This window comes from Pseudomonas sp. DCA-1 (assembly GCF_046523955.1).
Taxonomy (GTDB): domain Bacteria; phylum Pseudomonadota; class Gammaproteobacteria; order Pseudomonadales; family Pseudomonadaceae; genus Aquipseudomonas; species Aquipseudomonas putida_Y.
Genome location: NZ_CP169881.1, coordinates 1,892,298 through 1,916,338, shown reverse-complemented (window position 1 = coordinate 1,916,338; position 24,041 = coordinate 1,892,298). Strand labels below are relative to the sequence as shown.

Genomic DNA, 24,041 nt, shown 5'->3' with positions numbered 1-24,041 from the left:
TCACCAGACCCATAGGTAGAATGGCGCCCTTCCGTTTCGAGTCTGAGCAGATCACATGGCGTTGCCGACCTTAAGGATCATTGGTTTCATCATCGGCATCTTCCTGATTACGCTGGCCGTGAGCATGGCCGTGCCCATGGCGACCCTGGTGATCTTCGAGCGCACCGGCGACATGCCGTCGTTTCTCTGGTCGAGCCTGATCACCTTCATCGCCGGCCTGGCCCTGGTGGTGCAGGGGCGCCCCGAGCATGTGCACCTGCGCCCGCGCGACATGTACCTGCTGACCGTCAGCAGCTGGCTGGTGGTGTGCGTGTTCGCCGCGCTACCGTTCCTGCTGACCCAGCACATCAGCTACACCGACGCCTTCTTCGAAAGCATGTCAGGCATCACCGCGACCGGCGCCACCGTGCTCAGCGGGCTCGACAACATGTCGCCGGGCATCCTCATGTGGCGCTCGATGCTGCACTGGCTCGGCGGTATCGGCTTCATCGCCATGGCGGTGGCGATCCTTCCGCTGCTGCGCATCGGCGGCATGCGCCTGTTCCAGACCGAATCGTCCGACCGCTCGGAAAAGGTCATGCCGCGCTCGCACATGGTCGCCAAGTCGATCGTCGGGGTTTACGTCGGCTTCTCGATACTGGGCGCGCTGGCCTTCTGGTGGGCGGGCATGAGCCCGTTCGATGCAATAAACCACGCCATGTCGGCAATCTCTACCGGCGGTTTCTCCACCTCCGACCAGTCATTGGCGAAATGGGATATCCCGGCCGTGCACTGGGTTGCAGTGGTGGTGATGATCATGGGCAGCCTGCCGTTCACCCTTTACGTAGCCACCCTGCGCGGCAACCGCAAGGCGCTGATCCGCGACCAGCAGGTGCAAGGCTTGCTGGGCATGCTGGTCGCCACCTGGCTGGTGTTGGGGACCTGGTATTGGTACAGCACCGACCTGCACTGGCTCGATGCCTTGCGCCACGTAGCGCTGAACGTGACCTCGGTGGTCACCACCACCGGCTTCTCTCTGGGTGACTACAGCCTGTGGGGCAACTTCTCGCTGATGCTGTTCTTCTACCTGGGCTTCGTTGGCGGCTGTTCCGGCTCGACCGCAGGCGGTATCAAGATTTTCCGCTTCCAGGTGGCCTACATCCTGCTCAAGGCCAGCCTCAACCAGCTGATTCACCCGCGCGCGGTGATCAAGCAGAAATACAACGGCCATCGCCTCGACGAAGACATCGTGCGTTCGATCCTGACGTTCTCGTTCTTCTTCGCCATCACCATCTGTGTCATGGCGCTGCTGCTGTCGCTGCTGGGCGTGGACTGGATGACCGCGCTGACCGGTGCGGCTGGCACGGTTTCGGGTGTAGGCCCGGGCCTGGGTGAAGTGATCGGCCCGTCGGGCAACTACGCCACGCTGCCTGACGCAGCCAAATGGATTCTGGCGACCGGCATGCTGCTGGGTCGCCTGGAAATCATCACGGTGCTGGTGTTGTGCATGCCGGCGTTCTGGCGTCACTGAGCACTTCGCCCTCCGCGCCCAGACGGGCGCGGTACTCGCTGGGCGTGGCATCGAACCAGCGGCGGAACGCACGATAGAAGTTGCTGGGGTCGGCAAAGCCCAGCAGATAGGCGGTTTCCAGCAAGGTCATGCCCGGCTGGGCCAGGTATTGTTCGGCCAGTTCACGGCGGGTGTCGTCAAGCAAGGTCTGGAAGCTGGTGCCTTCCTCCTGCAGCCGCCGTTGCAAGGTGCGCTGCGACAGGTGCAGGGCCTGGGCCAGGGTTTCGCGCTTGGGCTCACCCTGCGGCAGGATGCGGCACAACACCTGGCGCACGCGGTGGCTGACCCGGCTTTCGGAGAAGCGTGCCAGGTACTCCCCGGCAAACCGGTCGTGCAGCACCGCCATGGCCTCGTTGGCGGTCGGCAGCGGCGCTTCCATGTCGGCCCGCTCGAACACCAGCGCATCATGTGGGGCGCCGAACACCAGCGGTGAATGGAACGCCACCTTGTAAGGCTCGACATTCTTCGGCTGCGGCCCCTGCACCAGTACCCGCCGCGGCTGGACCGGCCGGCCACTGAGCCATTTGCACAGCGCCAGCGCACAGGCCAGCGACGCTTCGGCGCTGTGCCGGGTCGGCGGCAGGTGGTCGCCGTGCACGGTCAGAATCAGCGAATAGCCCTCGGCGCCGAGGACGAAACTGAGATCGGAGCTTTCGGCGATGATGCGCTGGTAACGCACCAGACGCTCGAAGCCCTCGGCCAGGGTGCGGCTGGACATCAACGCATAGCCCACCACATGAAACGACGCCGGGCGGACCACCCGTGCCATGTTCAGGCCGATGGCCTCATTGCCCGACAGCTCCACCGCCAGTTGCCAGAGGCGGGTCATGGAATCTTGAGGGAAACGTGCATCAGGGTCATCGAGGGCGGCAAAGTCCAGCCCCAACTGCTTGAACATGGCTCTGCAATCCAGCCCTTCCAGTTCAAGTGCCTTCACGATCCCTGATGCCCAACTGGCTGACGTTGTTCTTTCGCTCATGACAGGCTTCTTTTACCAACCGCTCCAGCGGTGAACCCCAAGGATACTCATTTGGCGCCTATTGTCACTGGTAGGCCCCGTCAGTCACTCTAGACTCGAATCAGGCTCCACGCCGTGTATCTTGTCCAGAAGTATTAATTCCGGAGCACTGCCATGAACAGCACAGCGCAGTTTCGCAGTTTTGCCGAGTTCTATCCGTACTATCTGGGGGAGCACAGCAACCCCACCTGCCGCCGCCTGCACTTCGTCGGCACCAGCCTGGTGATAGCGCTGCTGGCCTACACCATTGGCAGTGGTAAATGGTTGCTGCTGCTGGCCGTGCCGGTGTTCGGCTATGGCTTTGCCTGGGTCGGGCACTTCTTTTTCGAGAAGAATCGGCCAGCGACCTTTACCTATCCGCTGTACAGCCTGGCCGGGGATTTCGTGATGTTCCGGGATATCCTGCTGGGCAAGCTCAGGCTGTAAGCATCTGAGGCCCCTAAGCCGGCTCGCGCAACGCCGCCACGGCCTGCGCTTCCGCCAGCCGATACAGTTCGACGCTGCCATCCCAATGCTCGATCAGGGCCGTGCACGACTCCACCCAGTCCCCGCAATTGAGGTAGTCCACTTCACCCACCTTGCGGATCTCGGCATGATGAATATGCCCGCACACTACCCCATGAAAACCACGACGGGTGCACTCGTGGGCAATGGCATTCTCGAAGTCACTGATGAAGTTCACCGCCCCTTTCACCTTGTGCTTGAGGTACGCAGACAGCGACCAGTAACCATAGCCATACCGCGCACGCCAGTGGTTGAGCCAGCGGTTGAGCACCAAGGTGAATTCGTAGGCGCGGTCACCCAGAAACGCCAGCCAGCGGTGGTAACGGGTAATCACATCGAACTGATCGCCATGGACCACCAGCAGACGGCGGCCATCGGCTGTCAGGTGCTCGGCCTCGTCTACCAGCTGAATGTTGCCCAGAATCAGCTTTGAGTAGCGGCGCAGGAATTCATCATGATTGCCGGTGACGTAGATCACCTCGGTGCCGCGCTTGCTCATGGTCAGTAGCCGGCGGATCACGTTGGTGTGAGCTTGCGGCCAGTAGATCCCGCCGCGCAGTTTCCAGCCATCGATGATATCGCCCACCAGGTAGACGCGGTCAGCCTGGTAGCCCTTGAGGAATTGCGACAGGTGTTCGGCCTGGCAGTCGCGGGTACCCAGGTGCACGTCGGAGATCCACAGGGTACGCACGCGTTGCTTGCGCGAGGGGCGGGACAGTTCGGCATGGGTCATGGGCAGGCTCCGGCGCAGTTTGCTGGAGACTGGCAGGCGTACATGACAGCGCCATGGCAAAACAGTGACGAGTGATGGCGTGCAGGGATTGAGGCACAATGGGCGCCCGCCCTGCGAGGAAGCCCCCATGACCGCCGGCCCGATCCTCTCGCTGCGCCATTACCGCGACAGCCTGATCGCCCACAGCCACGAACACCCGCAATTGGTGTTCGGCCTGCGCGGCCGCCTGGAGTTCGAGGTCCAGGGGCATGGTGCCGGGATCGATCGGCAGGGGCTGGTGGTGGTCCCGGCGGGTGCTCATCACACGTGCGCCAGCGATGCCGGCAGTGATTGCCTGGTGCTTGATGTGCCTGGGGAGCCTTGGCTGCACGAGCACTTGGGTGAGCATGCCGATGCCAGCCGCCGCCTGCTCGACCGCCCCATCGCCCTGGGCCTGGATGAACGCCAGCAGCAACTGGTGGACTGGCTGGCGAGCAGCCCTGTACACGACCCATTGATCGCCAGGCAAGGCGCGGCACTGCTGCTGGCCAGCCTCAACGTCACGGCGGCAGCCAGCGTGCACGCCAGCCAGCGCCTGCCCTATGCGTCCTTCGATGTGCATATCGAACAGCATGCTGCCTACCCGCTGCAGGTTGCCGACCTGGCGCGCATCGCCGGGCTGTCCAGTGCCCGGCTGCATGCGCGCTTTACCACTGAGTGCGGGATGACTCCGATGGACTACATTCGCCAGCGGCGTTTGCTCAAGGCGCGGCGGCTAATCGTGCAGACCGTGCTGCCGATGGGCGAGATAGCGGCGCAGGTCGGGTATAGCTCGCAAAGTGCCTTTTCAGCGGCGATGCTGCGGGCGTTCGGGTGTACACCTTTGGCTTTGCGGCGAGAGTCTGGCGATAACTGACAACAGTCTTGCGACAGAATGTGTTTGCCTGAGGCTTTACACTTTGCCTTTACCGGCCCTTTCGCGGGTAAACCCGCTCCTACAGGATTTGCGCGGCCCTGAAGGTTGTGCACAACCTGAGCGGGTTTACCCGCGAAAGGGCCGGCACTGCCTGTAGAGATCTTCATCAAGGACTACCATGAACCACCGCACCGCCCTCGGCGCCCTGCACATTGGCGCGCTGTTCTTCGGCCTTACCGGCGTTTTCGGCAAACTGGCCGCCAGCGCCAGCCCGGCGATCATCGTCTTCGGTCGGGCTGCCTTCGCCGTACTCGCCCTGGCCCTGTTCGTCAGCCTGGCAGGCCCGGGCTGGCAACGCCTGAGCAGCCAGGACGCGCGCCGCCTGCTGCTCGGCGGCGTGCTGCTGGCCGGCCACTGGGTCAGCTTCTTCATCGCCGTCAAAGTGGGCGGCGTAGCCATCGCCACCCTCGGCTTCGCCAGCTTCCCGGCCTTTACGGTGATCCTCGAAAGCCTGCTGTTCCGCGAGCGTATCCGCCGTAACGAAGCCGTATTGGTCGTGCTGGTCAGCATCGGCCTGATACTGGTCACGCCGGCATTCGACCTGGCCAGCGAAGCCACCGGCGGCCTGCTTTGGGCGCTGCTCTCGGGCCTGCTGTTCTCGCTGCTGTCACTGACCAACCGGGCTGGCTCCGGCCGGTTGCCTGCGGTACAGGCAGCCCTGTGGCAGAACCTGGTGGTAGGCCTGTGCCTGCTGCCGTTCGCCGCCCCCGGCCTGGCCAGCGTTGCGACCCTGGACTGGCTGTGGATCGCCCTGCTCGGCATCTTCTGCACGGGAGTGGCGCACAGCCTGTTCGTTGCCAGCCTGGCGGTGATCAAGGCGCGCACCGCCGCCGTCGTGTTCGGCATGGAGCCGGTCTACGGCATTGCCGTGGCCTGGGCAGTTTTCGCCGAAACCCCCACCGTGCGCATGCTGCTGGGCGGCGCGCTGATCATCTTCGCCATCGTGCTGTCCAGCCGTCTGGCGGCCGAGCAACCGCCCAGGCAGCGACCACTCACCGAGGGCGCCTGATCAGCGGTCGTTGTGACCAAGGTCACGCTGCGGGTCGACCAGGTCGCGCACCCGCTGCTTCAGTACCTTCGCTTCGGGGAAACCACCGTCGGCCTTGCGCTCCCAGATCTGCACACCATTGCAGGTGATGCGGAAGATACCCCCCGTACCCGGCTCCAGCGCTACCCGGCCAAGGTCGTCGGCAAAGGTGCTGAGCAGTTCCTGAGCCAGCCAGGCAGCGCGCAACAGCCACTGGCACTGGGTGCAATAGGTGATTACGATTTCCGGCTTGTTGTCAGCCATGGTGAAACATCTCCAGGTGAGGGGCCGCTTATACTAGCGGTCTTTCGCCCACGGTTTGAGACTCACGATGCGCCGTTTGCTGTTCTGTTTTCTGCTCGCCCTTACCTCGCTTACGGCAATCGCTGCGGAACCCGCCAGGCCCAAGGTCGGCCTGGTGTTATCTGGCGGTGCAGCCCGTGGCCTGGCCCACATCGGCGTACTCAAGGCGCTGGAGGAACAGGGTGTGCGCATCGACGCCATCGCCGGCACCAGCATGGGCGCGGTGGTCGGCGGCCTGTACGCCTCGGGCTACAGTGTCGAAGAGCTGGAAAAACTCGCTACCACCCTTGACTGGCAACAGGCGCTCTCCGATGCGCCGCCGCGCGAGGATGTGCCGTTCCGGCGCAAGCAGGATGACCGCGACTTTCTGGTCAAGCAGAAGCTCAGCTTCCGCGACGACGGCAGCCTGGGCCTGCCGCTGGGTGTGATCCAGGGCCAGAACCTGTCACTGCTGCTGGAAAGCAAACTGGCGCATACCGCCGACACCCGCGACTTCGACAAGCTGCCCATTCCCTTCCGCGCCGTGGCCACCGACATCGCCAGTGGCGAAAAAGTCGTATTCCGCCGTGGTCACCTGCCCCAGGTAATCCGCGCCAGCATGTCGATCCCCGCCGTGTTCGCCCCGGTCGAACTGGACGGCCGCCTGCTGGTGGACGGCGGCATGGTCGACAACATTCCGGTGGATGTGGCCCGCGAAATGGGCGTGGACCTGGCCATCGTGGTCGACATCGGCACCCCGCTGCGCGATCGCAAACAATTACTGACGGTGGTCGACGTGCTGAATCAGTCGATCACTTTGATGACCCGCCGCAACTCCGAAGAACAACTGGCCAGCCTGCACCGCGACGACATCCTCATCCAGCCATCGTTGACCGCCTTCGGCGTGACAGATTTCGGCCGTGCCCGCGACATGATCGACGCCGGTTACCGCGCCACTCGCCTGCTTGACCCACGCCTGGCCGAGCTGCGCCAGCTCGAGGGCGACGCCAGCCTGGCCGTGGCCCGCTCGCCGCGCCAGCGCACGCCGGTAATTACCGCAATCCGGATCGAAAACGACTCCAAGGTCAGTGATGATGTGATCCGCTCGTACATCCGCCAGCCGATCGACGCACCGCTGGAACTGGACCGCCTGCAGACCGACATGGGTACGCTGTATGGCCTGGACTACTTCGACAGGGTGCAGTACCGCGTGGTGCACAAGGGCAACGACAACACCCTGGTGATCAACGCCCGCGGACGACGCGGCGGCACCGACTACCTGCGCCTGGGCCTGAACCTGTCCGATGACCTGCGTGGCGACAGCGCTTTCAACCTGGGCGCCAGCTACCGGGTCAACGGCATCAACAGCCTTGGCGCCGAATGGCTGACCCGCGGCCAGATCGGCGATAAGCAAGAGCTGTACAGTGAGTTCTACCAACCCCTGGATGTGGGCTCACGCTACTTCATCGCGCCGTACCTGGACCTGGGCTCGCAGAACATCGAAGCGACCCTGGACAACGACCCCGTCGCCGAGTATCGCCTGGAGCGCTACGGCTTTGGCCTGAATGTAGGCCGGCAGATCGGCAACAGCGGTGAAGTGCGCCTGGGCGCGGGCAAGGCATGGGGCGAAGCCGAAGTGCGCATCGGCGACCAGGACTTGCCCAAAGTCAGTTTCAACGAAGGTTTCTACGAACTGAAGTACTCGTTCGACACCCTCGATAACGTGTATTTCCCGCACCATGGCGAGGACATCGGCCTGACCTTGCGCAAATACGACAAGTCGCTGGACTCCGACCAGGATTACCGGCAGTGGCTGTTTAACCTGGACAAGGCCATCAGCATCGGGCCGAACACGTTCGTGCTGGGTGGGGGCTACGGGCGCACGCTGGACGATACCGAAGTGGTGACGTCGAGCTTTGTGATAGGCGGGGCGCGACAGCTGTCAGGCTTCCGCCAGGACTCGGTATCGGGGCAGAACGTAAGCCTGTTGCGCATGGTCTATTACCGCCGGCTGACGCCGCGGGCCTATGTGCCGCTGGACTTCCCGTTATACATTGGCGGTTCGCTGGAGCGTGGGCGGGCATGGAACAACGACAACGAGTTCGACAGTGGGTACATCAATGCGGCGAGCATCTTCCTGGGGCTGGAGACGCCTTTAGGGCCGCTGAATTTCAGCTATGGCGCCAACACTGCACATGAACAAGCGGTGTACCTGAACCTTGGGCACACCTTCTGAGGCTTGGGTTTGCACTGCACCTGAATGGATGGGTGAGCTCAGGACTTTTCGAGGTTGGCCAGGATCTTGGCATGCACGCGCATACAGGTCTGCAAGTCGGCCTCGTCCACGCCGGTAAACAGCTCTACCCGCAGCTGGTTGGCAATGGTCTCGATCTGATCGATCAACGGCTTGGCCGGCGGGCACAGCACAATCTTCTTCGCCCGCCGATCCTCCAGTACCGCCTGCCGCCGCACCAGTCCTTGCGCTTCCAGGCTGTCAAGCAGACGCGCCAGGGTCGGGCCTTCGACGCCTACGCTCTGGGCCAGCTCACGCTGGGTCGGGGCTTCTTCGAAGCGGGCCAGGTGCAGCAACACCAGCCAGCGCGCCTGGGACAGGTTGAGCCCGGCCAGGCGGCGGTCCAGCTCGGCACGCCAACCTCGGGACATCTGGGCCAGTTGCATGCCAAAGCGGTGTTGGTTGTCGTTCAGGGGCATAAGGAACTCATTGAGTAGATCTAATTATTAGGCAGCTAACCATGCCCTGCCCCATGAGGCAAGGCTCGGCCTGGTCTACGCGTTCGATAATCGTCAAAAAGCATGACAAAGGTCAGCAGATGGCGCTTCCGCCTTCGATCCTGCCGGTGTTTACAATTCGAATTCCGCCGCCAGTGCTGCCCGCACGCAATAGAGTACGCCCTCCGGTACCCGCGCCCCGAACTGGGGGGCTATGGCCGACACCGGTGGCAGTTCACCCTCACCATCAAGAAAGGCGTCCTGCACCTCCAGCATCAGGTCTTCCGGCAGGTCGATGGCCTGATCAAGACTCAGCTCCTGGCGCCCCAGCGCCTCGGCCAGCAGGCTATACACGTTCTTCTCGCTGCAGTTGAGCTGCCCGGCGATCTGCGCCGGGGTCATGCCGGCACGGGCCAGGCTGACCAGTTCGTGGCGCAGGTCGAGCACCACTTTCGGTGCCTCGTCGGTGCCACCACTGTTGTTCAGCACTTCGAGGAACGCCTGGCCGTAGCGCTCCAGCTTGCGCGCCCCCACACCGCTGACCTGGGCCATGTCGCTGAGGCTGACCGGCTGGCTGCGCAGCATCTCCAGCAGTGTCGAGTCGGGGAAGATGACGTAGGGTGGCACACTGTGTTCTTCGGCCAGCTTGCGACGCAGGGTACGCAGCGCTTCCCACAGATCGCGCTCTTCGGCACGCACCAACTGGCTGGCCGGGCTGCCGCCACCGGACGACGAGGTTTTGGCCGTGGTCTGGGGTTTGAGATCACGGCGCAGTTGCAAGGTCACCTCGCCGCGCAGCAGCGGCCGGCAGCTGTCGGACAGGCGCAGGCCGCCGTAGCCTTCGAGGTCGATATCGACCAGCCCGCGCGCCACCAGCTGCCGGAACAGCGAGCGCCACTCGACCTCGGCCAGACCTTTGCCAACACCAAATACCGACAACTTCTCGTGGCCGAAATTGCGCACCTTCTCGGTGTCCTTGCCTAACAGCACATCGACCAGGTGGCCAACACCATAACGCTGGCCGGTGCGGAACACCGCCGACAGCGCCTGGCGGGCCGGCTCGGTAGCGTCCCAGGTCTGGATGTTGTCGACACAGTTGTCGCAATGCCCGCACGGTTGTTCGAGGGTCTCGTCGAAGTAGGCCAGCAGCGACTGGCGGCGGCAGCGGGTTTCTTCGCACAGCGCCAGCATGGCATCCAGCTTGTGCTGCTCTATACGTTTGTGGCGCTCGTCGCCTTCGGAGTTCTGCAGCATCTGCTTGAGCATCACCATGTCCTGCAGCCCGTAGGCCATCCAGGCATCGGAGGGCAGGCCGTCACGGCCGGCACGGCCGGTTTCCTGGTAGTAGGCCTCAAGCGATTTGGGCAGGTCGAGGTGGGCAACGAAGCGCACGTTGGGCTTGTCGATACCCATGCCGAAAGCAATGGTAGCAACCATGATCAGCCCTTCCTCGTTCAGGAAGCGATGCTGGTTGGCCGCCCGCGTCTCGGCGGCCAGGCCGGCGTGGTAAGGCAGCGCTGGGAAACCCTGACTACAGAGGAAGGCGGCGGTTTCGTCGACCTTCTTGCGCGACAGGCAGTAGACGATGCCAGCGTTGCCACGGCGCTCGCCGAGAAAGGCCATCAGTTGCTTGCGCGGTGCCTCCTTGGGCACGATGCGGTAGAAGATGTTGGGCCGGTCGAAACTCGACAGGAAGCGCTCGGCGCCTTGCAGGTGCAGGCGCTGGACAATCTCCTCGCGGGTCCGCATGTCGGCGGTAGCGGTAAGCGCAATGCGCGGAACATGCGGGAACAGTTCGGCCAGCTGGCCCAGCTGCAGGTACTCTGGGCGGAAATCGTGACCCCATTGCGATACGCAGTGGGCCTCGTCAATGGCGAACAGCGAGATGTCCAGATCGCGCAGGAAGTCGAGCATGCGCGGCTGCACCAGGCGTTCCGGTGCCAGATACAGCATCTTGACTTCACCACGGCGCAGGCGCCCGGCCAGTTCACGCTGCTGCTCCGCCGTCAGGGTAGAGTTCAGGGCGGCCGCAGACACACCCAGCTCGTCAAGGGTGGCGACCTGGTCGTCCATCAGCGCGATCAGTGGCGATACCACCACCGTCAGGCCCGGGCGCAGCAGCCCCGGCACTTGGAAACACAGCGATTTGCCGCCACCGGTGGGCATCAGCACCAAGGCATCGCCGCCATTGGCCACGCATTCGATGATCGCTGCCTGGCGCCCACGGAAACTGTCGTAGCCGAAGATGTCCTTGAGAACGCGCTGAGCCTGTTCGAGCATGTGCAACTCCAAATCGCCGTACCATCCTGGATAAAGGCTGGACGAAAAACCCGCCCCGCACACGCCAAATGCGTAAGCGGTTTTTGCCAGGCAGCCGGCAAAACCTGCCCCTGGATGAAAAATCGCGGAGTATACCGCAGCACAGCGATGCACAGGCACCATGGCGATAGACGTTCCCTTTGCCCCGCTGCCGCTGCAAGGTGCTAGAATTCGTTATCGTTTATTCCCCAAGGTAGCCCTGTAATGTCCTTCGCCGAGCAACTGACCCGCCTGCAAGCCTTCCTCGACGCCGACGAGCTGCACGAAGAAGCGCTGGACTATGTCGCCGCACACGGCTACCTCACCGCACTTTCGATCAACGCCGAGGACGTGCCCGAGCGCGAGTGGATCGACGCCCTGTTCGCCGAAGAGCCGCACTACGCCAGCGAAGCCCAGCGCACCGAGATCGAGGCCACCCTGGTAGCGCTCAAGGCGCACATTGCCCGCCAGTTGGCCAGCGACGAAGAATTCGACCTGCCATGCGACCTCGACCTGACCGATGAGCCGGACGATTCAGACCTGCGCGGCTGGTGCATCGGCTTCATGGAAGGCGTGTTCCTGCGGGAAGAGGCGTGGTTCGAAAACGCCGAAGAAGAAGTCAGCGAGATGCTGCTGCCGATCATGGTGGGTTCGGGCTTGTTCGACGAGCAACCAGAGTTCGCCGACATCGCCAGCAACGCCAACCTGCAGGATGACATGATCGTGCAGATCCCCGAAGCACTGAGCGCTCTATTCCTGCTGCTGCACGCCCCTGACGAAAAACCGGCGCTGCTCAAGCCACGCCACCACTGAGCAACCTGTGCGCTACCTGCTGCTGGCTACCGGCTGGCTCAGCGTCGCGCTGGGGGTGCTGGGGATATTCCTGCCGGTATTGCCCACCACCCCCTTCCTGCTTTTGGCGGCGGCCTGCTTTGCCCGCAGCTCGCCGCGCTTTCACCACTGGCTGATCCATCATCCCAAGCTGGGACCATGGATCCGTGACTACCTCAGTGGTGAAGGCATCCCCCTCAAGGGCAAGGTCTACGCCATCGGCCTGATGTGGGCCAGCATTGGCCTGTCGTGCTACCTGGTCCCGCTATTCTGGGCACGTACCTTCATGCTGACCAGTGCCGTACTGGTCACCCTGTACATTCTCAGCCTGAAAACGCTGCACAGGCCAAAGTGACAATATTTTGTCGCCAAATATCGCTTTCGCCTAATGGGCGCCCTCTTTATCTGAATTAGTTCTGGAACCGCGCACAACCCTTGTGCTCATTGGCTTTCATAGCATTCAGCACCGTCATTCCCTGCCCCTTAAAGCAAAATTATTAGACAATAAAAGTCTTATATGTCAATTTGATATGAATAAATCTTCTTATCTATCGCGTTGAATGTACTTAGCTGTGTTGTTAAAAACCTGCAACACTATATGCGATAAGTTTATCGTCATTTTTTTGGCGAGCAGCAGGATCAATTCCAGGATCAGGGAGATGTACCATGCGCGTTTTGAACCCCATCACCAGTGCTTTACTGTTGGCCCTGGCGAGTGCCAACGTACAGGCGATGTCGATTACCGAGGCTGTCCAAAGCGCCGTGGACTACCACCCACAAGTCAGCTCCAACCGTAACAGCAAGCTGTCGGCCGATGAAGACGTGAAGTTCGCGCGTGGTGGCTACTACCCTTCCGTGGACCTGGTTGCCGGTTACGGCCGCCAGCGCTCGGACAACGCCACTACCCGTGCAGCGGGTAATCACAACAAGGAAACCCTCAACTACACCCAGTCCGAGCTGCGCCTGCGGCAGATGATCTTCGACGGCTTCAACACCGCGAATGAAGTGGGCCGCACCGAGGCGGTCTCTACCTCCCGCGCCTATTACACCCAGGCCGTCGCCCAGGATGTCGCCCTGCGTGCAGTCGAGGTCTACCTGGAAGTGCTAAAACGCCGTGAACTGGTGACCTTGGCCAAGAACAACCTGCAAGCTCACCTGCGCGTCAACGACCAGATTGGCCTGCGCAACGAGCGCGGCGTCGGCAGCACCGCCGACCTCGACCAGTCCCGCGCCCGTCGCGCCCTGGCAGAAAACAACCTGGACACCGCCGAAGTCGACCTGGCCGATGCCGAGGCCAACTTCTTCAGTGTGATCGGCCGTGCCCCGGACGAGCTGGAAAGCCCGCAGACCATCAAGGGCGAGGTGCCAGGCACCCTCGAAGAAGCCCGCGATGGCATGCGTCAGAACAACCCGTACATCAAGTCTGCCCAGGCTGACGTCAACGCCGCCGAGAAGCAGTACGAAGTGGGCAAGTCGACCTTCTACCCACGCTTCGACGCCATTCTGGCAACTGGTGCCAACAACAACACCGGCGGCGAAAAAGGCCACAACAACAACGACTGGCAAGCTGGCGTGGAGATGAACTACAACCTGTTCCGCGGCGGCAGCGACAAGGCTCGCCTGCAGTCCGACGCGCACAAGATCAACCAGGCACTGGACATTCGCAACAACGCCCTGCGGGAGTTGACCGAGAACCTGAGCCTAGCGTGGAACGCCATGAACAACGCCAGCAAGCAGCTGCCAACTGCGCGTGAATACGCCGAGACCACCAAGCGTGTGCGTGCGGCCTACCAGGACCAGTTCGGCCTGGGCCAGCGCACCCTGCTGGACGTACTCGACAGTGAAAACGAGCTGTACAACGCCGACCGCCGCTACACCGAGGTGCGTTATACCGAAGAGTTCTCACGCTACCGCGTACTGGCGACCATGGGTGAATTGCTGAGCAAACAGCATATTTCGCTGCCGCCAGAGGCGCTGGCGACTACCGAAGTACGCACCGAGGCGCGTCTGCCTGAGATGCGTTGAGCGGGTTTGAGATAGCGGGGCCGCTTTGTGCTGCGAATGGGCTGCAAAGCAGCCCCAACCCTCACTCGCGGCCATGATTACGCTGAAACGTCTCTACCCCCATGGCCCTGATCTGCCCCTCGATCAACGCCTCGAACGGCGCCAGCAGTGCGTCAAAGCAGGTCGGTTGCTCCAACGTGTTCAACGCCCCGACCACCGCCTCGATCGTCGACACTGCACCCGCCTCCGGCGCTTTGCGCAACCGATAGCGCGAAGCCGCCACCTGCCCCAGCGTCACCCGTGGCAGCCCCCCCAGCAACGGGTTCAGGTACAGCAGCTTGCGCGCCTTGCGCCAGGTGCCGTCGGGTACGATCAGCAACAAAGGTTTGTCGCCCACCTCGCCATACGCTGTCAGCTCCTGCGCGTCATCGCCTGGGAACAGCAGCACCGGGTGGTATCCGGGGGTGGCGAGCAGGTCATGCAGGTCATCGAATACCTCCCCAATCCGCAGCTCGGCATTGTTCAGGCCAAGGGCAGCCAGGCGCGCCGTGTTCAGGGCGTGGGCAGTTTCACTGGGGTGCTGCAGCAGGACCACACGGGTACGGCTATCGAGCGCGGGAATCAATGGGCATAGGCAATGGTCGAGCGGGCGCTGGCAGCGCTCGCAGCGGGGTCTGGGCATGGCGGTCTCCTTGGCGGGGACAGTTTGCCACATAACCGGGGCCCGCTTTGCGGGCCCCGTGATTTCAGCGGTTGAACCTTTCAGCCAGGCTGTGCAGGTACTCCGCCATGCGCTCGAGGTCCTGGCTGATTTCCGCGCCTTGCCTGGCTTGCCCGGCACTCTGGTCGCACAGTTGGGCGATCCTCACGATCTGCTGGTTGATGTCTTCTGCCACATGGGTCTGCTGCTCCGATGCCGTGGCCATCTGCTGGCTCATGCCGGTGATGCGGCTGACCGCCTGGGCAATCCCGCTCAGCGCCGCCTGCACCGCCTCGACACTGTGCACACTGTCCCGGGAAATCTGCTCACCCCGGCTGGCAGTGCTGACCGCTCGCTCCGCCCCAGCCCTCAAGGAGGCGATGATATGGTGAATCTCTTCGGTCGAAGCGCGGGTACGCTGCGCCAACGACCGCACCTCATCAGCCACTACGGCGAACCCACGCCCTTGCTCACCGGCGCGCGCCGCTTCAATGGCAGCGTTAAGCGCCAGCAGGTTGGTCTGCTCGGCAATCGAAGTGATCACGTCGACCACGCTGCCAATCGACTGGGTCTGCTCGGCCAAGGCGTTGACCGCCTGACCAATGTCATTGACCGCATCGCTCATGCTGCCCATGGCTTGCAGGCTCTTCAGGGCCAGCTCGCTGCCCTGCTGCGCCAGCTGGTCGGCATCACCTGCCGCGTGTGCCGTGCTTTGCACGTTGTGGGTGACCTGCTGGATGGTTGCCGCCATCTGCGCGATAGCCGTGGCGGACTGGTCGGTCTCGCTGCGCTGCCGGTCGAGCATCTGCGCCTGGGCATCGGACAGGTCGGAAGATTGCGCCGCCCGCGACTTTACCCCGACCCCGGCATCCACCAGCCGGGTCAGGGCCGTTTGCAGGCGGGCTTCCTCGCTGATGATGGCCAGGTCGAGCTGGCCCTGCAGGCCCGGGTTGTCGCTGTAGGTCAGCGCCACCAACGGACTGGTAAAGGCCTTGGGATGCTCAGCCAACGTGCGGCGAATGGCCTGGTTCTGCCGGTGCTCGACCCAGTACCACGCCAGCAGCAGACTTGCCATCAGCACCGCAAGCGCGGCATAGGGTGGCAGCCAAAGGTAACCCGCCGCCGACAGCAGGCCGGCGCCGATCAGCGGCCAGCCATGGCCCAGGCCGTGCCCCAGGCGGGCAGCCCAAGGCACTGGGCTGCGGCCATCGCGCAAGCGCGCATACAGTGCCTCGGCGCGGCGGATCTGCTCGCGCGTGGGCACCGAGCGCACCGACTCGTAGCCACTGATCCGGCCCTGTTCGTATATCGCCGTGACGTAGGCGCTTACCCAGTAGTAATCGCCGTTCTTCGCCCGGTTCTTGACTATGCCCATCCAGGGTTTGCCCTGTTTGATGGTTTCCCACATGTGGCCAAACACTGCCGGCGGCATGTCCGGGTGGCGCACCAGGTTGTGCGGTTGGCCGACCAGCTCGTCGTAGGTAAAGCCGCTGATCGCCACAAAGGCGTCGTTGCAGTAGGTGATTCGGCTGTCGAGGTCAGTCGTGGAAATAAGGCGTTGATCGCCGGGGAAGGTTCTTTCGTGCTCAGTGACGGGCAAATTCATGCGCATCTTGGGCGATCCTTGCAGGATGAAATGAGGGGAAATCATCAGCGCAAATTGATATGTAGCAGAGCGCTATCAGGTTAGCGGCCAGCGTTTACCGGAATTTAACCCCCTCCCGACGGAATGCATGAATGCGTCGCATCTCAGCCCACGTTGAGCTGGCTTTTCAGCAGGTCACGGAAGGTCTGGATCAACGGTTCACGGCTGCGACCGCGACGAATGATCAGCGAGAACGGGGCCTGGTAACCAAAGGTCGACGGCGACAGCACGCGCAAATCACCTTTGTCGACCCAGGCCTGGGCGTAGTGCTCGGGCAGGTAGCCGATGTAGGCCCCGGAAAGGATCAGGATCAGCTGCGCCTCCATGCTTTCAACCGTCGCGGCACTGTGCTTGAAGCCATGCCGGGCCAGTTCGGCCTGGCTCCAGTAACCACGCCCGACCATGCGCTGCTGGGTCACCACCTGCTCGGGGATGCGCCGCTCGGCATACAACGGGTGGCGGCTGCTGCAGTACAGCCAGTGCTGTTCGCGGTACAACGGCTGGTAGAGCAAGCCGCTCATCCGCGAAGAAAACGCGCCGATGGCCAGGTCCAGGCGGTTGTCCTGCACACCCAGTTGCAGCTCGTAGGGGCTGGACACCGACAGGTGCAGGTGCACCGCTGGGTGCTCCTGGCTGTAGGCACCGATGGCTTCGGCCAGCGGCAAGGCGCGGTCACCGACAGTGGAGTCGATCACCCCAAGGTTGAGGGTGCCACGCAATTCACCCTTGAGGGCGGCGGCATACTGCTCGAAACCGTCCAGCTCGGCCAGCAGGCGCAGGGTTTCCTGATGGAACAGCTCGCCCTTGCTGGTAAGGCTGAAGCCGCCCCGACCACGGTGGCACAGCACGATACCCAAAGCACCCTCCAGCTGGCTCATGTAGGTACTGATGGCCGAGGTCGACAGGTTCAGCTCGCGCTGGGCGTTGGCAAAGCCCTGGTGGCGCACCACGCTGATGAAGATGCGCAGCAGTTTCAGGTCGGGCAAGGTCGAGGCCATGGTGCAACGGTTCCACAAGGGTATGTGCGCGCAGTCTAACTGCTCCACACGCCTTTAGTTCAGAAAATCCTGAACTAAGTATTTGTCGGTAGCGATTCTTCCCGGGCACTACCTTGAGCAGACTTGGCCGAAATGTCCCTGCCCGCCGGCAAACCACACATGAATGGCGCGCGGCGGCACAGGTTCGAACAAACACAACAATCGACCGACTGATGAGGCCCACCGTGGACAAGACTCTCCACCAACCACTGGGCGGCAACGAAATGCCGCGTTTCGGCGGCATCGCCACCATGCTCCGCCTCCCCCACCTGCAAAGCGCCGCAGGCCTGGATGCTGCCTTCATCGGCGTGCCACTGGATATCGGTACCTCGCTACGCTCCGGCACCCGCTTCGGCCCACGGCAGATCCGCGCCGAATCGGTGATGATCCGCCCGTACAACATGGCTACCGGTGCCGCCCCGTTCGACTCGCTGTCGGTCGCCGATATCGGCGATGTGGCAATCAACACCTTCAATCTGCTGGACGCCGTGCGCATCATTGAAGAAGCGTATGACGAGATCGTCGAGCACAACGTCATTCCCATGACCCTGGGGGGCGATCACACCATCACCCTGCCGATCCTGCGTGCGCTGCACAAAAAACACGGCAAGATCGGTCTGGTGCACATCGATGCCCACGCCGACGTCAACGACCACATGTTCGGCGAGAAAATCGCCCACGGCACCACCTTCCGCCGCGCCGTGGAAGAAGGCCTGCTGGACTGTGAGCGCGTGGTGCAGATCGGCCTGCGCGCCCAGGGCTACACCGCCGATGACTTCAACTGGAGCCGTCGCCAGGGCTTCCGCGTGGTCCAGGCCGAAGAGTGCTGGCACAAGTCGCTGGAGCCCCTGATGGCCGAAGTGCGGGAAAAAGTCGGCGGTGGCCCGGTTTACCTGTCTTTCGACATCGATGGCATCGACCCGGCCTGGGCGCCCGGTACCGGAACCCCGGAAATCGGCGGCTTGACCACCATCCAGGCGATGGAGATCATTCGCGGCTGCCACGGCCTGGACCTGATCGGCTGTGACCTTGTCGAAGTCTCCCCGCCTTACGACACCACCGGCAACACCTCGCTGCTCGGTGCCAACCTGCTGTTCGAGATGCTCTGCGTGCTACCTGGCGTGGTGCGTCGCTAATACCGCTCTACCCCGGCAGGAGCCATGAGGGAGGGCCACTGAGGCCCGCCAACACAAGAAAAGACCGCCGGGCGCCGTGCAAACGCCCGCGCGGTCGATCTCGCCATAATAAAGATAATCGGGAGACCCCCAATGGCCTTGGACATCATTGTTGTAATGATCTACACCGCTGGCATGCTAGGGCTTGGCTGGTATGGCATGCGACGCGCGAAAACCCATGAAGACTACCTGGTAGCCGGGCGCAATCTCGGCCCGGTGCTGTACATGGGCACCATGGCCACCACCGTACTCGGTGGCGCCTCCACCGTCGGCACCGTGCGCCTGGGCTACGTCCACGGCATTTCCGGCTTCTGGCTGTGCGCAGCCCTTGGCCTGGGCATCATCGCCATCAACCTGTTCCTCGCCAAACCGCTGCTGCGCCTGCGCATCTTCACCGTGACTCAGGTGCTGGAGCAACGCTACAACCCCACCGCACGCCAGGCGAGCGCCGTCATCATGCTGGCTTACGCGCTGATGATTGGGGTCACCTCGACCCTGGCCATGGCCACCGTCCTGCAGGTGCTGCTGGACCTGCCGTTCTGGGCTTCTCTGATGCTCGGCGGCGGCGTGGTAGTGCTGTACTCGACCATCGGTGGCATGTGGTCGCTGACCCTGACCGATATCGTCCAGTTCGTGATCAAGACCGTCGGCCTGATGTTCATCCTGCTGCCAGTGTGCCTGTACAAGGCCGGTGGCTGGGACACCCTGGTGGCCAAATTGCCAGCGGCCAGCTTCCAGCTGACTACCATTGGCTGGGACACCATCATCACTTACTTCCTGATCTACTTCTTCGGCATCCTCATCGGCCAGGACATCTGGCAACGGGTGTTCACCGCCCGTGACGAAAAGGTCTGTCAGCGTGCCGGTACCACCGCTGGTGTGTACTGCGTGCTGTATGGCCTGGCCTGTGCTGCGATCGGCATGGCTGCGCACGTGCTGATGCCCGACCTGGCCAACCCGAACAACGCCTTTGCCGAGATGATCAAGACCACCCTGCCCGATGGCATCCGTGGCCTGCTGATGGCCGCGGCCCTGGCGGCGATGATGTCCACCGCCAGTGCCGGCCTGCTGGCTGCCTCGACCACCGTGACCGAAGACCTGCTGCCCAAGCTGCGTGGCGGCAAGCAGTCGAGCCTGGGTACCAGCCGCCTGTTCACCCTGCTCACTGGCCTGGTGGTGCTGGGCATCGCGCTGGTGGTGAATGATGTGATCAACGCCCTGACCCTGGCTTATAACCTGCTGGTCGGCGGCATGCTGATCCCGCTGATCGGGGCGATCTTCTGGAAGCGTGCGACCACCGCAGGCGCGATTGCCAGCATGTCGCTGGGCTTTGCCACCGCCCTGCTGTTCATGTTCCTGGACGGGCTGGAGGCCAATACGCCGATCTACTACAGCCTGGCGGTAGGGCTGGTGAGCTTTGTAGTGGTGAGCCTGGTGTCGCGCAAGTCGGTGGCGGCGGTGAAGCTGGCCTGACCGTTGTACCGGCCCTTTCGCTTGTAGGAGCGGGCTTGCCCGCGAGAGGGCCAGTACAGGCAATAGACAATCAACAGGCACAAAAAGGCCGCTGCACACACTCGGGTGCAGCGGCCTCTGTCGTTAATCAGCGACGACGCGATTGACGTTTGCGCTGCTCTTCATCAGTCGGGATCGGCACCGGCTGCAAGGGTGGTGGAATCAGCCCCAAGGCGACGGCCAGGTCGTGGAGCCAGTTTGACAGTGGTTTATTCATAATGCCCCCTTGACGGGTCAGCCTCACGGCAAATCAATCCTGCGATGTTTCATACAGATCATAGCCCGATGTCCTGTATTACGCATTCCTCTGTTCCTACAGATAAGGGCCATTTTGACGCGGATCAAGCCGTGGCGGTGGATTCCGACGACTGGTTAATCGTTTCGCTTTGTTGCAGGTCGATCCATGCCTGCAGATTAGCCCCGCGCATGCCCTGGCGCCACATCAGCCAGGTGACCGCCTGATCGAAAGGAGCCTGCAGCGGGTGCACCCTCACCCGGTCACGGCCAGGCAGGCTGTCGAGCATCGACTGGGCCATCATCGCCACACCCGCGCCCGCGATCACACAGGCCAACATGCTTTGATATGACTCGATCTCCATCACCCGCCCCATCGGCGTATGGGCATGGGCATACCAGGCCTCCAGGCGCATGCGGTATGAGCAGCCCTGGCGGAAGGTGAACACCGCCTTGCCCGCCACGTCCTTGGCGGTGCGTACCGCCAGGTGCTCGGGGCTGGTGATCAGTACCAGTTGCTCATCGCACAGCGGCACGCCATCAAGCCCGGCAAGGCTCGGTGGCCCGTCCACAAGAGCAGCATCCAGGGTGTGGTTCAGCAGCCCCTCAAGCAACTCGCCGCTGGGTGCTGCACGCACTTGCAGGTTCACCTTCGGGTAAGCCTGGTGATAGCGCGCCAGCAACCCCGGCAGGTGGGTCGCCGCCGTGCTGTACATGGTCCCCAGTACGAAGTCACCAGCCGGCTGACCGCCACGCACGGCGGCCAGCGCTTCGTCGCGCAAGGCTGACATGCGGTTGGCATAGTCCAGCAGCACCTTGCCTGCTGGCGACAACTGAAGGCGCTGGCGTTCGCGCAGGAACAGTTCGACGCCCAACTGCTCCTCGAGCTGGCGCAGGCGCGTGGAGAGGTTTGATGGCACCCGGTGCAGACGCTCTGCGGCGCGGGTAACCGAGCCTTCCTCGGCCACGGCCTGAAAGATGCGCAGTTGGCTGAACTCCATAGCATTCTCCAAAACAGAATAACTTGATCATCATTATTCAATTTTATTGAAAATCAAACCGTCCTAACCTGCCATCCATCGCTTATATCCGCGCAGGAGACCTGTCATGTCGCCACTCATTCAACTGCTCGCCAGCGCCGTGGCGCTGATGATGGCCATGGGCATCGGCCGTTTCGCCCTCACCCCGCAACTGCCGCAACTGATTGCCGAAGGCCAGTTCGACCTGACAGTCGCCGGGCTGGTCGCGGCGGCCAATTACCTTGGCTACTTCGTGGGTGCGGTGGACGCCATGTTCGCCCGCTCGCCAGGCCAGGTACGCCTGCGCCTGCATGGGGGGCTGTGGCTGTGTGTGCTGCTGACCCTGGCCTCATGGGCTGCCGACGGCTTCTGGGGCCACCTGCTGCTGCGCTTTGGCACCGGCGTAGCCAGCGCCTGGGTGCTAGTGATGATCACCAGCCTCAGCCAGCAAGTAGCTAATGCCCACAACCGCCAACGCCTGGGAGCGCTGGTATTCGCCGGGCCCGGCCTGGGTATTGCAGTGACCGGGCTACTGGCACTGGCCGCACATGTACAGGGGCTGGGCTCGGCAGCGCTGTGGCTGATCTATGCCGTGGCTGCCCTGGTGATGCTGTTGGCCGTGCGGCCGTGGTTGCCACGGGCATTGCAAGCGGCACCGGCTCAGTCGCCAGTGCGACAAGGCCCGACGCGCAGTGTCGGCACTGGCCGCCTGGGGTTGGTGTATGGCCTGTATGGCATGGGCTACATCCTGCCGGCCACCTTTCTGTCACAGATGGCCAATCAGCAGTTTCGCGGGCAGTGGCTGGCTGACCTGTTCTGGCCGGCGTTTGGCCTTGCGGCGGCGCTGGGCGTCTTGCTGGTGAGCGTGCGCCGTGGTGGCCACACTTCAGCCTGGCTGACTGCCACCCTGTGGCTGCAAGGGCTGGGTGTGCTGGCCTGCCTGATGGGTGGAGGGATCGGGCTGGCGCTGGGTGTTGCGCTGTGTGGCGGGCCGTTCCTGGCCTGCATGCAACTGGTCATGCAACGCTCGCGCGAGTTGGCGCCAAATGCCACACAGCGCAATGCCGGGCTGCTGACCGCGTGCTTTGCCTTGGGGCAGTTGAGTGGGCCGCTGCTGGCCGCGCTCAGCAGCCATTACAGCGGCGGGCTGCAACCCGCATTGATGCTGGCGACGGGCGGGTTGGTGGTGGCTGGAGTGTTGGTCCAACTGCACGGTAATGCACAGCAGGGAAGCGCCTGTCAGGCCAAGGTTGCATCCTGAGTCGATGTAGCCTGTTCCGGCCGCCCGCGAAGGGGCCGGAACAGGCAATCCATCACCCTACCAACCGCCGCAATTGTTGTTTCACCCAAGGCTCGGCACTTACCAGGATCACCCCCAGCAACACCATCAACGCCCCGACCACGAAATTCGCACTGAGCGGCTCATCCAGCAGCAATACACCAAAGGTCACCCCAAATAACGGGGTAATGAAGGAAAACACCGCGAGGTTCGACGCCAGGTACTTACGCAGCAACCAGAACCAGGTGAGGTAGCTGATGAATGAGACTACAATCCCCTGGAACAACACGCTGCCCATCGCCAGCGGCGTCAGCGACACCGCGCCGATCTGCCCGCTGACCAGGGCAATCAGCAGCAGCCCGGCAAACCCGACCGCCAGCTGATAGAACAGGGTCAAGGTTGCCGGCGCCTCCGATAGCCGTGAGCAACGCACCACCACCGTAGTCGCGCCCCAGGCCAGCCCGGCGATCACGCCAAAGGCATCACCCAGCAAGGTGCGGCTGTCCATGTCCTCGAACGAAGTGCCACCGGCAAAGGCCATGGCAATGCCGCCGAAGGCCAGCAGAATGCCCAGCCATTGCAGCAGCCGCAAGCGTTCACTGGCTAGCCGAAAATGCAGGCCCAAGGCGGTAAATACCGGCGCGGTGTAGAGGAATACCGACATGTGCGCCGCCGACGTCAGTTTCAGTCCTTCGGCAATGAACAGAAACTCCACCCCGAACAGCCCGCCCGCCACCACCCCTGCGCGCCAGGTGCTGCCGACCTGCTCCCAGCCTCCCCGCCAGCACAGCATCAGGCCTACCAGTACAGCGGCAATGCCATTGCGCAGTGCTGCCTGCATCACCGGGGCGATGTCGACGGCAGCGGTCTTGATCAGTACCTGCTGGCAGCCCCAGATCAGGCAAAGGCCCAGCATTACCTGGAAGGCAAAGGCGTCAGGGTTCTTGCGGACCGCGCTCATAAGCGGGCCTCTGGGGTGATCGTAGGCATGGGCAAGGCTCGGCAGCGTTCAGGAGCTACCGATTATCGGGTTTCGAGCGCTGCACTTGCCAGCCTTAAAACGACCTCAAGCAATCTGTGCCTTCGCAGATACCTGTTCGAATGTCGTTTCGTCCAGCGCATCCTCCTGCTCATCCAGCACCTGCCGCGGGTGCTCGAAGCCGGGGATGCTGCTGTCGATCAGGCTCATCAAGCGCGAGCCGCGTTCGGTCAGGACGAAGTTTTCGCCATTGCCGCCGTCCTCTTCAGGCCGGCATTCAATGAATCCGCGCTCGAATAGCAGCTTTTCATACTCGCATGCACGGGTTTTCAGGTGATCCACGTCACCCACCGGCTCACCCTTGGCGGCCAATGCCGCAGCATGCTGTTCGGCATAAGGGCGGGGCGTGAAGCTGTGACCGGCGCCGTTCTGCACTTCGTGCAGCAAGCGTTCGATCAGGTCCCAGTCGTAGGTGATGCTCATGGCTACGGGCTCCTGCTGTGGACGAAAGGGGTACACAGGTTGGGACC

Annotated in this window: 23 protein-coding genes; 11 read left to right on the top strand and 12 right to left on the bottom strand. The window is 62.8% G+C overall.

Translation table 11 applies throughout. The features are described 5' to 3' along the window. Positions 1 to 55: 55 nt before the first annotated feature. Positions 56 to 1,510 (top strand): TrkH family potassium uptake protein, encoded by a 1,455-nt coding sequence (locus ACE4QZ_RS09180; RefSeq protein WP_021783436.1) that lies wholly within the window; start codon positions 56 to 58, stop codon positions 1,508 to 1,510. Here the strand turns inward: ACE4QZ_RS09180 and ACE4QZ_RS09175 are convergent. Beyond that, positions 1,467 to 2,528 (bottom strand): AraC family transcriptional regulator, encoded by a 1,062-nt coding sequence (locus tag ACE4QZ_RS09175; protein WP_028697761.1) that lies wholly within the window; start codon positions 2,526 to 2,528, stop codon positions 1,467 to 1,469. The two genes, ACE4QZ_RS09180 and ACE4QZ_RS09175, sit on opposite strands and share 44 nt — an antisense overlap. Before the next feature lie 153 nt (positions 2,529 to 2,681). Between ACE4QZ_RS09175 and ACE4QZ_RS09170 the strand changes: the two genes are divergently transcribed. Further along, on the top strand, positions 2,682 to 2,993 hold the full coding sequence (locus tag ACE4QZ_RS09170; protein WP_003254563.1) for a DUF962 domain-containing protein: 312 nt from the start codon (positions 2,682 to 2,684) through the stop codon (positions 2,991 to 2,993). A 13-nt stretch (positions 2,994 to 3,006) separates the two neighbouring features. On the opposite strand, the gene ACE4QZ_RS09165 is transcribed toward ACE4QZ_RS09170, so the two are convergent. Next, positions 3,007 to 3,804: a UDP-2,3-diacylglucosamine diphosphatase gene (locus ACE4QZ_RS09165; protein ID WP_021783434.1), complete on the bottom strand. Its 798-nt coding sequence runs from the start codon at positions 3,802 to 3,804 to the stop codon at positions 3,007 to 3,009. Positions 3,805 to 3,931: 127 nt separating this feature from the next. Here ACE4QZ_RS09165 and ACE4QZ_RS09160 point away from each other — a divergent pair, with 127 nt between their 5' ends. Next, the gene (locus ACE4QZ_RS09160) at positions 3,932 to 4,699 is read left to right on the top strand and encodes a helix-turn-helix transcriptional regulator (RefSeq protein ID WP_021783433.1); all 768 of its coding nucleotides are present in this window, start codon (positions 3,932 to 3,934) and stop codon (positions 4,697 to 4,699) included. A 178-nt stretch (positions 4,700 to 4,877) separates the two neighbouring features. Beyond that, positions 4,878 to 5,768 (top strand): DMT family transporter, encoded by an 891-nt coding sequence (locus ACE4QZ_RS09155; RefSeq protein ID WP_021783432.1) that lies wholly within the window; start codon positions 4,878 to 4,880, stop codon positions 5,766 to 5,768. On the opposite strand, the gene ACE4QZ_RS09150 is transcribed toward ACE4QZ_RS09155, so the two are convergent. Further along, positions 5,769 to 6,050 (bottom strand): SelT/SelW/SelH family protein, encoded by a 282-nt coding sequence (locus ACE4QZ_RS09150; protein ID WP_021783431.1) that lies wholly within the window; start codon positions 6,048 to 6,050, stop codon positions 5,769 to 5,771. Between the two features lie 67 nt (positions 6,051 to 6,117). On the opposite strand from ACE4QZ_RS09150, the gene ACE4QZ_RS09145 reads away from it, so the two are divergent. Continuing rightward, positions 6,118 to 8,304: a patatin-like phospholipase family protein gene (locus ACE4QZ_RS09145; protein WP_084851170.1), complete on the top strand. Its 2,187-nt coding sequence runs from the start codon at positions 6,118 to 6,120 to the stop codon at positions 8,302 to 8,304. A 38-nt stretch (positions 8,305 to 8,342) separates the two neighbouring features. Here the strand turns inward: ACE4QZ_RS09145 and ACE4QZ_RS09140 are convergent, their stop codons facing one another. Both ACE4QZ_RS09140 and recQ read right to left on the bottom strand, forming a co-directional pair. After that, entirely contained in the window at positions 8,343 to 8,780 is a 438-nt protein-coding gene (locus ACE4QZ_RS09140) for a MarR family transcriptional regulator (RefSeq protein WP_021783429.1), read from the bottom strand. Between the two features lie 150 nt (positions 8,781 to 8,930). Beyond that, positions 8,931 to 11,078, bottom strand: coding sequence for a DNA helicase RecQ (gene recQ, locus ACE4QZ_RS09135; protein WP_021783428.1), 2,148 nt, complete (start codon positions 11,076 to 11,078; stop codon positions 8,931 to 8,933). Positions 11,079 to 11,321: 243 nt separating this feature from the next. Here recQ and ACE4QZ_RS09130 point away from each other — a divergent pair, with 243 nt between their 5' ends. From ACE4QZ_RS09130 to ACE4QZ_RS09120, 3 genes are all read left to right on the top strand, one after another. Further along, positions 11,322 to 11,909 carry a YecA family protein gene (locus tag ACE4QZ_RS09130; RefSeq protein ID WP_010955200.1) on the top strand — a complete coding sequence of 196 codons (588 nt, stop codon included), beginning with the start codon at positions 11,322 to 11,324 and terminating at the stop codon, positions 11,907 to 11,909. A 7-nt stretch (positions 11,910 to 11,916) separates the two neighbouring features. Beyond that, a complete protein-coding gene (locus ACE4QZ_RS09125; protein WP_103462176.1) occupies positions 11,917 to 12,282 on the top strand; it encodes a YbaN family protein in 366 nt (121 codons plus the stop codon). 311 nt (positions 12,283 to 12,593) lie between these two features. Continuing rightward, positions 12,594 to 13,952 carry a TolC family outer membrane protein gene (locus ACE4QZ_RS09120; protein ID WP_021783426.1) on the top strand — a complete coding sequence of 453 codons (1,359 nt, stop codon included), beginning with the start codon at positions 12,594 to 12,596 and terminating at the stop codon, positions 13,950 to 13,952. Positions 13,953 to 14,013: 61 nt separating this feature from the next. Here the strand turns inward: ACE4QZ_RS09120 and ACE4QZ_RS09115 are convergent, their stop codons facing one another. From ACE4QZ_RS09115 to ACE4QZ_RS09105, 3 genes are all read right to left on the bottom strand, one after another. After that, complete coding sequence (locus ACE4QZ_RS09115) at positions 14,014 to 14,613, bottom strand: tRNA-uridine aminocarboxypropyltransferase (protein ID WP_103462174.1); 600 nt, start codon at positions 14,611 to 14,613, stop codon at positions 14,014 to 14,016. A gap of 64 nt (positions 14,614 to 14,677) precedes the next feature. Then, entirely contained in the window at positions 14,678 to 16,243 is a 1,566-nt protein-coding gene (locus tag ACE4QZ_RS09110; protein ID WP_103462173.1) for a methyl-accepting chemotaxis protein, read from the bottom strand. A 137-nt stretch (positions 16,244 to 16,380) separates the two neighbouring features. Further along, entirely contained in the window at positions 16,381 to 17,274 is an 894-nt protein-coding gene (locus tag ACE4QZ_RS09105) for a LysR family transcriptional regulator (protein ID WP_003254585.1), read from the bottom strand. Between the two features lie 224 nt (positions 17,275 to 17,498). On the opposite strand from ACE4QZ_RS09105, the gene speB reads away from it, so the two are divergent. Both speB and ACE4QZ_RS09095 read left to right on the top strand, forming a co-directional pair. Beyond that, complete coding sequence (gene speB, locus ACE4QZ_RS09100) at positions 17,499 to 18,449, top strand: agmatinase (RefSeq protein ID WP_028697758.1); 951 nt, start codon at positions 17,499 to 17,501, stop codon at positions 18,447 to 18,449. Positions 18,450 to 18,581: 132 nt separating this feature from the next. Further along, the gene (locus ACE4QZ_RS09095) at positions 18,582 to 19,961 is read left to right on the top strand and encodes a sodium:solute symporter (RefSeq protein ID WP_103462172.1); all 1,380 of its coding nucleotides are present in this window, start codon (positions 18,582 to 18,584) and stop codon (positions 19,959 to 19,961) included. Positions 19,962 to 20,088: 127 nt separating this feature from the next. On the opposite strand, the gene ACE4QZ_RS09090 is transcribed toward ACE4QZ_RS09095, so the two are convergent. Further along, positions 20,089 to 20,217, bottom strand: a complete 129-nt coding sequence (locus ACE4QZ_RS09090) for a PA1414 family protein (protein ID WP_256122388.1) — start codon at positions 20,215 to 20,217, stop codon at positions 20,089 to 20,091. Between the two features lie 124 nt (positions 20,218 to 20,341). Next, positions 20,342 to 21,235 (bottom strand): putrescine utilization regulator PtrR, encoded by an 894-nt coding sequence (gene ptrR / locus ACE4QZ_RS09085; protein ID WP_103444753.1) that lies wholly within the window; start codon positions 21,233 to 21,235, stop codon positions 20,342 to 20,344. Between the two features lie 106 nt (positions 21,236 to 21,341). Here ptrR and ACE4QZ_RS09080 point away from each other — a divergent pair, with 106 nt between their 5' ends. Then, positions 21,342 to 22,514 (top strand): MFS transporter, encoded by a 1,173-nt coding sequence (locus tag ACE4QZ_RS09080; RefSeq protein WP_103462171.1) that lies wholly within the window; start codon positions 21,342 to 21,344, stop codon positions 22,512 to 22,514. Positions 22,515 to 22,566: 52 nt separating this feature from the next. Here the strand turns inward: ACE4QZ_RS09080 and ACE4QZ_RS09075 are convergent, their stop codons facing one another. After that, a complete protein-coding gene (locus tag ACE4QZ_RS09075) occupies positions 22,567 to 23,493 on the bottom strand; it encodes a DMT family transporter (RefSeq protein WP_028697754.1) in 927 nt (308 codons plus the stop codon). Positions 23,494 to 23,598: 105 nt separating this feature from the next. Next, positions 23,599 to 23,994 carry a hypothetical protein gene (locus ACE4QZ_RS09070; protein WP_028697753.1) on the bottom strand — a complete coding sequence of 132 codons (396 nt, stop codon included), beginning with the start codon at positions 23,992 to 23,994 and terminating at the stop codon, positions 23,599 to 23,601. Between the last annotated feature and the right edge of the window lie 47 nt (positions 23,995 to 24,041).

Coding starts and splice junctions, on each gene's coding strand:
- ACE4QZ_RS09180 (WP_021783436.1), top strand. CDS start 56: ATGGCGTTGCCGACCTTAAGGATCATTGGTTTCATCATCGGCATCTTC.
- ACE4QZ_RS09175 (WP_028697761.1), bottom strand. CDS start 2,528: ATGAGCGAAAGAACAACGTCAGCCAGTTGGGCATCAGGGATCGTGAAG.
- ACE4QZ_RS09170 (WP_003254563.1), top strand. CDS start 2,682: ATGAACAGCACAGCGCAGTTTCGCAGTTTTGCCGAGTTCTATCCGTAC.
- ACE4QZ_RS09165 (WP_021783434.1), bottom strand. CDS start 3,804: ATGACCCATGCCGAACTGTCCCGCCCCTCGCGCAAGCAACGCGTGCGT.
- ACE4QZ_RS09160 (WP_021783433.1), top strand. CDS start 3,932: ATGACCGCCGGCCCGATCCTCTCGCTGCGCCATTACCGCGACAGCCTG.
- ACE4QZ_RS09155 (WP_021783432.1), top strand. CDS start 4,878: ATGAACCACCGCACCGCCCTCGGCGCCCTGCACATTGGCGCGCTGTTC.
- ACE4QZ_RS09150 (WP_021783431.1), bottom strand. CDS start 6,050: ATGGCTGACAACAAGCCGGAAATCGTAATCACCTATTGCACCCAGTGC.
- ACE4QZ_RS09145 (WP_084851170.1), top strand. CDS start 6,118: ATGCGCCGTTTGCTGTTCTGTTTTCTGCTCGCCCTTACCTCGCTTACG.
- ACE4QZ_RS09140 (WP_021783429.1), bottom strand. CDS start 8,780: ATGCCCCTGAACGACAACCAACACCGCTTTGGCATGCAACTGGCCCAG.
- recQ (WP_021783428.1), bottom strand. CDS start 11,078: ATGCTCGAACAGGCTCAGCGCGTTCTCAAGGACATCTTCGGCTACGAC.
- ACE4QZ_RS09130 (WP_010955200.1), top strand. CDS start 11,322: ATGTCCTTCGCCGAGCAACTGACCCGCCTGCAAGCCTTCCTCGACGCC.
- ACE4QZ_RS09120 (WP_021783426.1), top strand. CDS start 12,594: ATGCGCGTTTTGAACCCCATCACCAGTGCTTTACTGTTGGCCCTGGCG.
- ACE4QZ_RS09115 (WP_103462174.1), bottom strand. CDS start 14,613: ATGCCCAGACCCCGCTGCGAGCGCTGCCAGCGCCCGCTCGACCATTGC.
- ACE4QZ_RS09110 (WP_103462173.1), bottom strand. CDS start 16,243: ATGCGCATGAATTTGCCCGTCACTGAGCACGAAAGAACCTTCCCCGGC.
- ACE4QZ_RS09105 (WP_003254585.1), bottom strand. CDS start 17,274: ATGGCCTCGACCTTGCCCGACCTGAAACTGCTGCGCATCTTCATCAGC.
- ACE4QZ_RS09095 (WP_103462172.1), top strand. CDS start 18,582: ATGGCCTTGGACATCATTGTTGTAATGATCTACACCGCTGGCATGCTA.
- ACE4QZ_RS09090 (WP_256122388.1), bottom strand. CDS start 20,217: ATGAATAAACCACTGTCAAACTGGCTCCACGACCTGGCCGTCGCCTTG.
- ptrR (WP_103444753.1), bottom strand. CDS start 21,235: ATGGAGTTCAGCCAACTGCGCATCTTTCAGGCCGTGGCCGAGGAAGGC.
- ACE4QZ_RS09080 (WP_103462171.1), top strand. CDS start 21,342: ATGTCGCCACTCATTCAACTGCTCGCCAGCGCCGTGGCGCTGATGATG.
- ACE4QZ_RS09075 (WP_028697754.1), bottom strand. CDS start 23,493: ATGAGCGCGGTCCGCAAGAACCCTGACGCCTTTGCCTTCCAGGTAATG.
- ACE4QZ_RS09070 (WP_028697753.1), bottom strand. CDS start 23,994: ATGAGCATCACCTACGACTGGGACCTGATCGAACGCTTGCTGCACGAA.